10 protein-coding genes, 2 tRNA genes and 1 pseudogene are annotated in these 11,556 nt (G+C 54.3%); 3 read left to right on the forward strand and 10 right to left on the reverse strand.

What is annotated here, in order from left to right; translation table 11 throughout:
- Positions 1 to 4 precede the first annotated feature (4 nt).
- The 9 genes and pseudogenes from HHJ16_RS06055 to HHJ16_RS06095 form a co-directional block, all read right to left on the reverse strand.
- Positions 5 to 318: pseudogene (locus tag HHJ16_RS06055) on the reverse strand (IS30 family transposase); the annotation flags it as partial.
- Positions 319 to 819: 501 nt separating this feature from the next.
- Positions 820 to 895: transfer RNA gene (locus HHJ16_RS06060), tRNA-Lys, on the reverse strand.
- A 33-nt stretch (positions 896 to 928) separates the two neighbouring features.
- Positions 929 to 1,004 (reverse strand) — tRNA-Lys (locus HHJ16_RS06065).
- A 78-nt stretch (positions 1,005 to 1,082) separates the two neighbouring features.
- Positions 1,083 to 1,925, reverse strand: a complete 843-nt coding sequence (locus HHJ16_RS06070) for a tRNA threonylcarbamoyladenosine dehydratase (protein ID WP_293641594.1) — start codon at positions 1,923 to 1,925, stop codon at positions 1,083 to 1,085.
- A gap of 33 nt (positions 1,926 to 1,958) precedes the next feature.
- Positions 1,959 to 3,062, reverse strand: a complete 1,104-nt coding sequence (locus HHJ16_RS06075; protein WP_293641595.1) for a YeeE/YedE family protein — start codon at positions 3,060 to 3,062, stop codon at positions 1,959 to 1,961.
- A 48-nt stretch (positions 3,063 to 3,110) separates the two neighbouring features.
- Positions 3,111 to 3,866, reverse strand: a complete 756-nt coding sequence (gene ybgF, locus HHJ16_RS06080) for a tol-pal system protein YbgF (protein WP_293641806.1) — start codon at positions 3,864 to 3,866, stop codon at positions 3,111 to 3,113.
- Between the two features lie 21 nt (positions 3,867 to 3,887).
- The gene (gene pal, locus HHJ16_RS06085; RefSeq protein ID WP_293641596.1) at positions 3,888 to 4,424 is read right to left on the reverse strand and encodes a peptidoglycan-associated lipoprotein Pal; all 537 of its coding nucleotides are present in this window, start codon (positions 4,422 to 4,424) and stop codon (positions 3,888 to 3,890) included.
- A 63-nt stretch (positions 4,425 to 4,487) separates the two neighbouring features.
- Positions 4,488 to 5,798 carry a Tol-Pal system beta propeller repeat protein TolB gene (tolB, locus tag HHJ16_RS06090; RefSeq protein ID WP_293641597.1) on the reverse strand — a complete coding sequence of 437 codons (1,311 nt, stop codon included), beginning with the start codon at positions 5,796 to 5,798 and terminating at the stop codon, positions 4,488 to 4,490.
- Positions 5,788 to 6,588, reverse strand: a complete 801-nt coding sequence (locus HHJ16_RS06095) for a glycosyltransferase family 2 protein (RefSeq protein ID WP_293641598.1) — start codon at positions 6,586 to 6,588, stop codon at positions 5,788 to 5,790. The genes tolB and HHJ16_RS06095 overlap by 11 nt, the downstream gene beginning before the upstream one ends.
- 172 nt (positions 6,589 to 6,760) lie before the next feature.
- Between HHJ16_RS06095 and HHJ16_RS06100 the strand changes: the two genes are divergently transcribed.
- The 3 genes from HHJ16_RS06100 to HHJ16_RS06110 all read left to right on the forward strand — a co-directional run bounded on the left by HHJ16_RS06100 (position 6,761) and on the right by HHJ16_RS06110 (position 10,680).
- Positions 6,761 to 7,975, forward strand: coding sequence for an O-antigen ligase family protein (locus tag HHJ16_RS06100; protein ID WP_293641600.1), 1,215 nt, complete (start codon positions 6,761 to 6,763; stop codon positions 7,973 to 7,975).
- On the forward strand, positions 7,975 to 9,744 hold the full coding sequence (gene msbA / locus HHJ16_RS06105) for a lipid A export permease/ATP-binding protein MsbA (RefSeq protein WP_293641602.1): 1,770 nt from the start codon (positions 7,975 to 7,977) through the stop codon (positions 9,742 to 9,744). The genes HHJ16_RS06100 and msbA overlap by 1 nt, the downstream gene beginning before the upstream one ends.
- A 150-nt stretch (positions 9,745 to 9,894) precedes the next feature.
- Positions 9,895 to 10,680, forward strand: coding sequence for a glycosyltransferase (locus tag HHJ16_RS06110; protein ID WP_293641604.1), 786 nt, complete (start codon positions 9,895 to 9,897; stop codon positions 10,678 to 10,680).
- Positions 10,681 to 10,713: 33 nt separating this feature from the next.
- On the opposite strand, the gene HHJ16_RS06115 is transcribed toward HHJ16_RS06110, so the two are convergent.
- Positions 10,714 to 11,553, reverse strand: coding sequence for a glycosyltransferase (locus HHJ16_RS06115; protein ID WP_293641808.1), 840 nt, complete (start codon positions 11,551 to 11,553; stop codon positions 10,714 to 10,716).
- Positions 11,554 to 11,556: the final 3 nt, after the last annotated feature.

An 11,556-nucleotide genomic window follows, 5' to 3' on the forward strand; every position in this document is an offset into this window, starting at 1 on the left:
ACATTCAACTGGTCGTCGCAACATTGAATTGTTGAACGGATTTTAAGTACTCGTTAACGGCTTCGGCTGGTGTCTTCCAGCCTAGCGCTTTCCGAGGCCTGATGTTCAGCGTGTGAGCTACGGCTTGGATCTCTTGTGCGCTCCATCTAGACAGGTCTGTGCCCTTTGGGAAGTATTGCCGCAGAAGACCATTCGTGTTCTCGTTTGTGTCGCGCTGCCACGGACTGCGGCAAAGAAGACCTTCACGCCAGACTCGGTCGTAAACCGCGCATGATCTGACAGCTCCTTTCCACGATCCCAGGTCAGTGATCGCTAGAGCAAAGGAAACCGACTGAAACAGCATAACCCTGCGCAGTAAATTTATGACGTACGGTGTAGCAAAGTCATTGACACATTCCGGCCTTACGCGTTCTTACAGAGGTACACCGTCTGTCGGGGTCTACAAGTGCAAGCCTGCGCAACGAATCCCTAATTAATCCGATACCGAATACATCGGCCAATGAACCTTTTTTGGTGTGCGGTTGCAAGGGAGTGTCCAAACTTTTACCGCTCCGTCCGGCCTGGGTGTGAATGGGCACGGAGTTTGCCTAGCCTGCTTTGAACGCCTGACCCACCATCGCACCACTCGCCTATCAGACAGCCGGCTTATTACTAGCGCTAGCGCAGGCCCCGGCAAGGATGGTGTCAGTGCTGGCTACACGGTACAAAAACGTGTACCGCTGGCTACATGGTGGCTACACGGGATGTTGACACCACAAATTAAAAGCCCCTTGCTATTAATTAAATAGCTATGGGGCTAATGCCTATAAGGCTTGTGACTGGTGGGTTCTGCGAGATTCGAACTCGCGACCGACGGATTAAGAGTCCGCTGCTCTACCAGCTGAGCTAAGAACCCAAATGGGATTTAAATTCCATCAACCCAAAAAATTGGTGGGACGTGCGGGGGTCGAACCCACGACAAACGGATTAAAAGTCCGCTGCTCTACCAACTGAGCTAACGTCCCAGAATTTCTTCCGGTCCGTACCGCATCGTTTGCAGCACAGCTCTAAATTATAGTGTTATTTTTTAACTCTTCTCGAAACTATCCAGCAATTTTATTGAGCACCCAACCGGCGGCGCACAACCCAAATGTGGAAGTTACACAGACGAGTGATCCGTAGCCGTGGCAATTAAGACTGCCGTCGCTCTGCATCGCGGAGTGGCCGTGAGTTTTTAGATCTTCTTCCGTAACGATTTCCGGCTGATCGAAGGCTTTGGCCGGCACTGGCTGCAACACAGGCTCCCGACTAAAAACAGAGGCGACTCCGATCTTTCCCTGACGCGCCGCATTGTGTTCTTTTCGGAGTCGGTAACGCATCTGCGCGAGCAAGGGGTCGTGCGTAACAAGTGACAAATCGTCAATCTCAACCCGATGCGCGAGCCGCTTCCCGCCCGCCGCTCCCACGCTGATCAAAGTGACCTTGCTTGCAATCGCCCAAGCGGCCATCGCAGTCTTAGCCTTCACCTGATCGCAGGCGTCGATTACGGTTAATTGTTCCGGATCAAAACCTTCGCCTAAAGCAAGCATACTTGGCCAATTGGCAGCATCCACAAACTCTTCAATGCAAGCCACCTGGCAAGCCGGGTTAATGAGGGCTATTCGTTCACGCATCGCCTGTACTTTAGCCTGACCCAACGTGCTATCAAGGGCATGAACTTGGCGGTTAATATTCGATTCTGCAATGTGGTCAAGGTCAATCAGCGTTAGGCGGGCTACCCCGCTACGCGCAACGGCTTCCGCAGCCCATGAACCCACGCCTCCCAGACCCACCACCACGATATGTGCGGCGCGAATCCGCCGTCCCCCCGCCGCACCATAAAGCCGATCAAGACTACCAAAGCGCCGATTGAGGTCGGCAGTCGCCACACCGGTTTCAGAGTTCATGCTGGGTACCGGAAGAACGCAGCAGGCGAAGGCTCATGCTCGCCATATCTGATATTTCAAGCCACCTACGCAGCCCGTTAATATGGCTGCCACGGCGACAAAACTCGTCGCGCTCAAGGTCGCGATGCCAGACAGTCCCTGCCCTACGGTGCAGCCCATTGCGGACACACCGCCCACACCCATCAATGTGGCACCGAGCAAGTGATTGGCGGTGTCCTGCACGTCGCGAAAGCCCTCCCAGCGAAACTTGCGCGAAAACAGCGAATAAATGGCTGAGCCCACGACAACACCAAATACCGACACGATGCCGAGCGTGAGGACCTTGCTCTTGTCGCTAAAAAACATGAGCCAATCCAGGGCGTAAGCCACTGGTGCAACAAAGCTCATGGCTTCTGACCTGCCGGAGTTAGTGGCGACGAAGGCCTCCTGCAAAGTTTCCGGATTCTCGATCACATAACCCAGGCTGCCGCTAACCCACCACATAGCCGAAATAACAGCGCCAATACCCAAGCCCGCCAGCAGGTTGTCAAAGTGACGAAAATCTTTGCCATACAAAGCCCAGGTGATCAAACCCAATCCGATTAACAGGGCTAGACCCAGCCCAGCAGCGCCGGGTGTCACGCCCAGTATGCCTGCGGCCCAGTTCGGCAAGGCGGCGTTGGTTGTGAAGTCGAGCGCTACCTTGTCGATGGTGGCCACGCGAACCACAGCGGTGATACCTTTAAGCGTCGCGAAACCGGCAATGCCCATCACGGCAAGCACCACGAGCGATTTCAGACTGCCGCCCCCGATGCGTACCAGTGTCTTGCCACCGCAACCAGAAGACAAAACCATGCCAAAACCAAACAGGGCGCCGCCAACTAACGCAGAGAGCCAGATAAATCGGTTCGAGGCATAAAGCGTTTTGCCGGGATCAATGACGCCTGCTGCAGCCATACCGAAAAAGCCAATCATGGCAACGCCGATCGCCATGGCCCACATTCGCATGCGCGTCCAGTCAGCCATATTTACGATATCGCTGACCGCACCCATCGTGCAAAAACGGGTGCGTTGCGAGATCGCGCCGAAGATCATCGAAAGGCCGAATCCAGCCCAAAGAACCTGCGTGGTGAGCGAGTTGAATTCGGAAATATCCATCCCTCATTTTAAGTGGGAACGGAAGCTGAATTTGACCTTGCGTGCCGGCTACTTCAATTTGCTTAACCGCTCTTTGGCCACTGAGGCAGCTTCAGACTGTGGATAAGTTTTCGCAAGGTCTTCAAGTGTTTTGCGGGCCGACTTGGCGTCCTTGAGTTCCAATTGACAATTGGCCACCGACAAGAGTGCTTCTGGTGCTCGCATATGACTGGGGTCGGCCGCGACCAAGGCGCGGAAGTTCACTATCGCATACCGGTAGTCGCGTAAGGCATACTGGGCGTTGGCCAGCCAGAACAGCGCAGACGCCTTGTAGCCAGTTTGGGGGTAATGTTTCATGAAAGTCATGAAACTCGACTGAGCAGCGGCAAAATCGCCCTTACGAAGAATAGCAAGCGCTGCCTCAAATTCCTGCTTTTCCGCCGGGTCTGCCAAAAACTCCTTGCCGTCCACGGTCACCTTGCCGGGTTCAAACTTTCGCAAGCGATCGTCGACACCTTGAGTAAGGTCTTTCTGGGTGCGCTGCATATCGGCAACACCTCTCGTCAGTTGCTCGTTTTGACCCCGCATCGTGGCCATCTCGTTACGCAGAGCCTCAATCTGGTTGGACAGATCGAGCAGGCTACGCCGCAACTGGACGTTGTCGTCGCTGGCTTTCCGCAAATCCTCTGCCGTCCGCTGCTGCGAAGAATCAACTTTTTGTCGCAAATCGAGCAGTGCTCTGCGAGCCTCGTCATCTTCAAACAAGGCTGCATGAGCACTCAATGCCAATATGCAGGCCGCAAACCCTGCGGCTGCTTTGAACATATTCACAGTTCGGCTGCCAAATTAACGGTAGTTCATTTCTGCACGGCGATTCTTAGCCATCGACTCTTCATCCGAGCCCGAGGCGGCTGGCTTTTCCTTGCCAAAACTCACCGCTTCCACCTGGGAATCTGCAACGCCCAAAAGCTCTAGCGCCCGTCGTACGGCTTCAGAGCGTTTTTGTCCCAGCGCCAGGTTGTACTCACGGCCGCCGCGTTCGTCGGTATGCCCTTCGATGGCCGCCTTGCGGGACTTATTGGCAGTCAGATACTTCGCATGCGCCTCAATAGTGCCCTGAAATTCGGGCTTCACCACATAGCTGTCAAAATCGAAATAAACGATTTTGGCGGTATTGGCGGGTCCAGCGCCGGTTGCTTCCGTGCCACCAATTTGAACCGGGGCTACTCCCCTGCTAGCTGCGCCACCTGCATCGTCGCCCGGCTTCGCAGTTGCCGTCCTGTCTTCCACAGGAATATCGGCAAGTTTGACATTGGAGCCGCAGGCGGACAGCGTGGCGGCAAGAACAAGGGAAGAAAATATGGAAAAGAGAGCGCGCTTCATGAAATACCTCTACTAAAAAATAAAAATAAAAATAAAAAGAAATGACAAATCCAGCGGTAAAGACTATCGCTGAAAAGGTCCCCAATCGGGCTCGCGGATATCCCCGCCAGCTCCAGACAATCTGGCCTTGATCTTGCCATCGAGCGTCGTCGTCATGAGTGCTTCTTTGCCCTGCTGCTGGGTCGCATACACAATCAACCGACTATTAGGCGCAAAACTCGGGCGTTCGTCCGCCGTGGTATCGGTAATGGGAGTTACCGAACCGGTGGCAAGTTCCATCAAATGCAGCTTGAATGCACCAGCCACCCTTGAAACATAAGCCAGCCACCGCCCATCAGGACTGACCGCTGGGGAGATGTTGTAACTGCCGGTAAACGTCACCCGTTCAGGGGCGCCGCCTGCGGGGCTCATACGGTAAATCTGTGGTGCACCGCCGCGATCGCTGACAAAGTAAATATATTTTCCATCGGGAGAATAGGCCGGCTCGGTGTCAATGCTGGACGACTGCGTCAGCCTCTTGGGCTCGCTCCCATTAAGGCCTAAGGCGTAGATTTGCGAGCCGCCTTCCCGGCTGAGAGTCGCAACCAACTGCTTGCCGTCCGGAGACCACGCTGGTGCACTGTTTGAACCCCTAAAATTGGCCAGCAGACGCCGCTTTCCGGTAGCCACATCATGTGAATAAATCACCGGCTTGCGAGACTCGAAAGAAACATAGGCCAACTGGGCACCGTTCGGCGACCAAGAAGGCGAAATGATGGGTTCCATGCTCGTGAGCGCGGACTGGGCGCCCTCACCGTCAGAATCCGCCACCCACAAGTTATAACGCGGACCGGCCTTGGTAACATAGGCGATCCTTGTTGAAAAAATTCCTTTTTCGCCGGTCAGCTTTTCATACACAAAGTCGGAAATGCGGTGTGCAGACAAGCGCAAATCAGCCTGAGTTACGGTGAAGCTCTGGCCACCCAGATCTTGTCCCCGCACAATATCCCAAAGGCGAAGTCGGACATCAAAGCGGCCATCGGCAAGATGTGAAACGCTTCCAGTCACCATCGCATCCGCGCCTTTCTGTCGCCAACTGGCCAGGTCTGGACGAGTGTTCTCGTCTGCCACTAGGCTGGCAGCGTCTACTGCGCGAAACATGCCGCTGCGTTCAAGATCGGCCTTGACGATGCCGCCGATTTTCTGCGGCGACTGGGCGTCTCCCCGAAATGGCGCCACAGCGATGGGCAGTTGGGTCAGGCCCACACCGGTTACCTCTACGCGGAATTGCGCAAAGGCGGCGCTCGCGCAGCTGGCAAAAAAACCGGCACCGACCAGGCCTTTAAGGGCTGCTCGGCGCTTGAATGGGGTTTGAGAAAAAATATCACGCGTCATGTTTACGACCCAAACAATACAACTCAAAATATTTGCCAAATGCTGACTGGGCTTGCATGGTACACACTGCGAAACCCATAGCGCCATCTAAAAACCCCAGCTGAAACACATAGCTGCGAACAAAAGCAGTGAGGCCTGAAAGTGCAGCGCGTGCGATTGTGGCGCGCTCCCCGCGCGCATACCGCTGCCGAGCCCAGTCCTGGCTGTAGCGCTGCAGCTTGCGCCAATAATGTTCAGGGGTTGGATAACTGTAGTGCAAAAGCGGGTTTTTTAAACGCACGACCGGGGTATCGGCTCTGATCATCTGTAATTTTTCGTGCACCAAATCTTCGGTGAAACGAGCCTCGCCGCGTTGAAACAGTCTGAGCACATAGTCGGGTGTCCAGCCGCAGTGCCGAATCCACACGCCGCAAAATTGAGTCAGTCGAGGCAGTGCAAAAGCCGGTGGTTGACCACTAATCTGCGCAAGATGCGCTTGAATTTCCCGTGCCAGCTCCGGCGTAACGCGTTCATCTGCATCAAGGGACAGCACCCAATCAGATGTTGCAGCATCCAACGCGCGATTTTTCTGGACGCCGAACCCTTGCCAGTCTGAGCTGATACTGACCTCCGCACCGAGGGATCTCGCGATCTCTGTAGTGCCATCAGTGCTGCCCGAATCGAGCACCACGACCTGATCTGCAAACACTACCGAGCTCAGGCAGTCCGCAATGTTATGCGCCTCATTTTTTGTGATCACCGCGACGGATAGGCTAACCAACGAATACCTTTGCAATTTTTTTGGCAACATCGATCAGCAAAATTGCCCGGTCAAATGCCTCTGCAGCATAGTAGAGTTACCCTCGAATTTGAGCGCAAAGCGAGAAATGGAATCATCGATAATGCGGTCTACTTAACAGGTATCCCCTGCACCCATTTTGCTACAAAAAAAAATCACTTTGCGGCTTGTCATCATTTGCATGATGGCGGCCTCCGTTGGACTGTCGATGGTAATCATCAGCATTTCCAAGTTCTTGCTGCTGATTTGTGGACTCGCTGCTTTACTCTTTGCCCGCCGAGCGCCTGACGCAGGCAAGCCCTTGACGGGCCTGTTCACACCCATTGCGGTGCTGATCGCAATTTGCGTATTCGCACTCAGTCTGCTTTGGACCGTAGCACCTCAAGCCGATGCGCTTGGCTCTGTGGCCAAGTACGGGAAGCTTCTCGTTATCGTGCTGATGATGGTCCTTCTTCGGGACCGGCGCGAGGCAATGTACGGATTGACGTCGTTTGCTGCAGCGCAATTGTTCCTCGTAGCAAGCTCTTGGATGCTGCTGGCGCGTTGGCCTGTTCCTTGGGCGACGTCCAACATGGCCTTGACGGAATACGCGGTGTTTTCAAGCTATCTGGACGAAGGCATCATCAGCGCCGTCTTCGCGGCAATCTGTTGGCATCTGCGGAGCTTGGTGCCAGGCCGATTTGGCAGGCCTCTTGCAATTTTTATTGCATTGATCGCCTTAGTTGATGTTTTTTTTGTGCTGAGCGGTCGGAGCGGCCATGTCGTCGGCATCGCCCTGTTGTCCATTGCAATCATGTGGGAACTTCCGAAGAAATACCGCGGAGTCGTTGTCTTGTTGCCCTTCTTGCTGGCCCTGGCTTTGTTTTTCAGCTCAAGCAAAGTACGCGAGCGATTGACACAGGTCAGAACTGACGTCAACTCCTATTCAACCCAGGTAGACGCCACGAGCTCATCAGGGATACGGCTAAGTCTTTGGCGCAGGGCAATCCAGGTCATGTCTCAACATCCAGTTGCAGGCGCGGGCGTCGGCAGCTGGAGTACCGAATACAACCGGCTTGAACGAGCACAAAATCCGGCGCACATAGATATAAACGGCAACGGAAACCCACACCAGGAATACCTCCTGTGGGGCGCGCAACTGGGCATCCCCGGCGTGCTTCTACTTGGTTTCTTGATGTCTTCGGTGTTGAAGGACACCCAGGGAATGGGACGACCCTACGCGCGCGCTACGCAATCCACGCTACTGGCACTAGCCGTGGCCTGCCTGTTCAATTCCAGTATTTACGACGCGCAGATTGGTGATTTTTTCTGCGTACTGATAGGGTTGCTGCTAGCGCTGGGCCTAAGGAGTGCCGATATTCAGAAGGCTGCCGCTCCTCAACAAAAGTATGCGACTTGATGACCCAGCCTCGTGAAGCCAACGCAGTCGGCACAACTGCTAAACCGACAGTGCTACGCAGAATCGCACGAGTTTGGCCGTACTTCCGTGGCTCGCGGGCCGGGTGGGCATTGGCAATAGGCGCGACTCTCGTGGCCTCTGCAACTGAGCCTTTCGTTCCAGCCTTGCTCAAACCGCTGTTGGACCGTGGTTTTCAAAAGGATTCATTTAACCTCTGGCTGGTTCCGATCGCGCTGATGCTTTTGTTCAGCCTCCGTGGGCTCTCAGGCTTCTTGGCCCAATTTGCCCTGGCGAAAGTAACCAACGACGGGCTACTGCGACTGCGCCAAGCGATGTTTGGCAAGCTGTTAAGTGTGCGGTTGACCTTATTTGCGGATCAAACCTCCAGCGCCATCGCCAACACCGTGGTGTATGAGGTGTTCAATGGCTCTTCCCTCCTGATCAATGCCATCATGAAGCTCACCAGAGATCTTCTGACACTGTTGGCGCTCATCGGCTATCTGATTTTTTTAAACTGGAAGCTGACACTGGTCGTCTCACTTTTGTTTCCCGCCGTTGCGTTTGTAATTCAGATCTTGTCAAAGCGCCTTTACCGCCTGACCAAGGAAAGCCAAACCGCTACGGATAACCTTGCTTATGTAGTCGAAGAAAACGTCATGGCCCATCGCGACGTTCGCCTATATGGCGCTCAAGCCAGCCAAGCAACCCGCTTCGATGCCCTTAGCAATTCTTTGCGCCGCCTCTCGATGAAGTCCACCGCCGCTTACGCAGGAATGAGTGCGACCACGCAAGTTCTGGCCGCCATGGCACTTTCGGCCGTCATTTCCATTGCTTTGCTGCAAAGCGCCGAAAACACAACCACGGTTGGCGGCTTTGTGGCCTTTGTCACCGCGATGCTGCTGCTGATTGCACCCGTTAAAAGCTTATCGGACGCAGCGACACCCGTGACCCGGGGGCTGGCTGCACTTGAACGCGGCCTTGATCTCATGGAGCTGACCCAGGACGAAACCGGTGGCTCTTTTTTGAAGGCCAGAGCCCAGGGCGACATTGAGTTTTTCAACGTTAGTGTGGCCTACAAAACCGGCGCCGCTCCTGCGCTCAACCAGTTCACCCTCTCCATCCATGCAGGGGAAACGATCGCTATCGTTGGAGCTTCGGGCTCTGGCAAAACTACGCTAGTGAACCTATTGCCCAGATTTGTAGAAATGAATTCGGGCAATGTCACCCTTGATGGCCAGGAGATTCGCGCCTGGGATCTGGCGTCTTTGCGCTCCCAATTCGCGTTCGTGAGCCAGCATGTGGTGATGCTCAACAGCAGCATCGCCGAGAATGTAGCGCTTGGTCAAGCCGTCCTTCGCGACCGCGTGAAAGAGTGTCTGATAGCCGCCAATTTGGCGGGGCTACTCGCCGAACTGCCCGAAGGCCTAGACACCATCCTCGGCCACAATGCCATGCAGTTGTCAGGAGGGCAACGCCAACGGCTCGCAATTGCACGGGCTCTTTACAAGAATGCGCCTATTCTGATCTTGGATGAGGCCACGTCGGCATTGGATACCGAATCCGAGCTGGCCGTACAGGAAGCGATCAGGCGGCTTACCTCCAGCCGCACTTCGCTAATCATTGCCCACCGCCTGTCCACCATCCAGCACGCCGATCGCATCATCATGATGGATTCCGGCAGAATGATTGAATCGGGTACGCACGCGGAGCTGCTCGCAAAAAACGGCGCCTACGCGCATCTTTATAAGCTTGGTTTTAAATCCGCTTAGCTTTAATTATTTCTCGTTTCCCGCGTGATTTCAGTCTCAACTTAATACCTGAAGGTCTATATCCAGATGAGCGTTTCAATCAGCGGTTTTACCTTCATACGCAATGGCGTAGACCTTGGCTTTCCCTTTGAAGCATCCATACGTTCCCTGTTGCCTTTGGTCGATGAGTTTGTTGTAGCTGTCGGTCAGGGCTCGGACAACACGCTCGATCGCGTACGGGCCATTGCGGACCCCAAGATAAGGATTGTTGAGACGTTGTGGAACGAGCGCATGGCTGACCGCGGGTTTGTCTATGCACAGCAAAAAATGATCGCCCAGTACTCCTGCACGGGTGACTGGGCGTTCTATCTAGAGGGTGATGAAGTCGTGCACGAAGCCGAACTGGCAGCCATCCGAGCCAGCGTCGAGCGCCACCATTCAAATGCTGCTGTTGAAGCGCTCGTATTTGATTACCACCATTTTTACGGTTCACCAGAGTGGATTTCCATCAGCCCTGGCTGGTATCGCCGCGAATGCCGATTGATACGAAACACGATCCGCAGTTACGCCCCCGATGGCCAGTACTGGCTAGTCACCAGCGAACATAAAAGAGGGCGCAACCCTCATGCCGCCCTTGCCAATGCGCACATTTATCACTACGGATGGATCCGTCGCAACGAAAAAATGCAGAAAAAAGCGGATCAGGTCAGTAAGTATTGGGCAACGCCTGCTGTGCAGGTGCAATACAGTCAGTTTGATCGCCGTGCCCTGGCACCGTTTAAAGGCACGCATCCGCACGTCGCGCAAGAATGGCTGGCAAACGATGCCGAACAAGTTCTCAATATCGACCCCAGCTATGAGCCCACGCCAAAAGAGAACAAGTACCACTTCATGCGGCAGGTTGAAACGCTTGTAGGGATGGATTTCAGCCGCAAGCACTTTAAGTTGGTGGCGTAATACCGCATCTAGCCACTGCACACTTTCAGCATCTTAAGCAAGCCAGGCTTTCAGCTTACTGAAACGGCGTTTGCGCCGAAACTCCGCAGACTCCTCGGGTTCCGGTAGCGCCGTTTGAAGGGCTGTTTGGCCACGTCGAAGGTAATAACGATCAAACAACGACGAGGTCATTCCCCATTTGCGCATGAACTGCTTCCTGCCGTTGTTTTTGACAATTCGCCCTGTGCTTTTGCACATGAAGTGATACACCAAACTGTCTCCCACCCCCAAAAAAACACGGCAGCCAGCAGCCCACATTTTCATGGAAAAGTCATTGTCGCTGCTCATGCCGGGACTGAATTCTGTGCTGTATCCGCCTACTGCCTGCCACCAGCGCCGATGTACCAACGTGGGCGGCCAAGTTGAACCATACCAATCGGCTTTGACCAAAGTCTGGTAGTTATCTAGGGCTTCACGCTCACGGAAAGAGGCGGCATCACGTCCAAAATCATAAACACTGACACAAGGATTGCCCGATTCGACTGGTTCAATCATGGTGCCCGACAAAACAAACGCGTCGTGTCCAATTTGCTGTACTTTCTCCAGCAACCGCGTGTCCCACTGAGGGCAGCAATACATGTCGTCATTGAGGTACAAAATGAGATCATGCTCGGCAAGTCCAGCGGCTTGGTTGACCGTGAGACAAATGCCAGTGTTGAGGGCTGAGTAAGTGTGTGCGATGCCTTGGGAGCGGACCCACGCCAGAGTGCCATCCGTGCCGTCGTTGACATGGATGATGATTTGATGCGCAAACGCACTATTGGCCCTCACACTCTCAACGCACAGTTTAAGCAGTGCCAGGTTGTTCCAGCTCGGAATAATGATCGAAAACAGGCT

It is taken from the genome of Polaromonas sp. (assembly GCF_012927485.1).
Taxonomy (GTDB): Bacteria; Pseudomonadota; Gammaproteobacteria; order Burkholderiales; family Burkholderiaceae_C; genus Polaromonas.

Bases quoted from the DNA above. Each gene is read 5' to 3' on its own strand.
- HHJ16_RS06070 (WP_293641594.1), bottom strand. From the start codon at position 1,925: ATGAACTCTGAAACCGGTGTGGCGACTGCCGACCTCAATCGGCGCTTT.
- HHJ16_RS06075 (WP_293641595.1), bottom strand. From the start codon at position 3,062: ATGGATATTTCCGAATTCAACTCGCTCACCACGCAGGTTCTTTGGGCT.
- ybgF (WP_293641806.1), bottom strand. From the start codon at position 3,866: ATGTTCAAAGCAGCCGCAGGGTTTGCGGCCTGCATATTGGCATTGAGT.
- pal (WP_293641596.1), bottom strand. From the start codon at position 4,424: ATGAAGCGCGCTCTCTTTTCCATATTTTCTTCCCTTGTTCTTGCCGCC.
- tolB (WP_293641597.1), bottom strand. From the start codon at position 5,798: ATGACGCGTGATATTTTTTCTCAAACCCCATTCAAGCGCCGAGCAGCC.
- HHJ16_RS06095 (WP_293641598.1), bottom strand. From the start codon at position 6,588: ATGTTGCCAAAAAAATTGCAAAGGTATTCGTTGGTTAGCCTATCCGTC.
- HHJ16_RS06100 (WP_293641600.1), top strand. From the start codon at position 6,761: ATGGCGGCCTCCGTTGGACTGTCGATGGTAATCATCAGCATTTCCAAG.
- msbA (WP_293641602.1), top strand. From the start codon at position 7,975: ATGACCCAGCCTCGTGAAGCCAACGCAGTCGGCACAACTGCTAAACCG.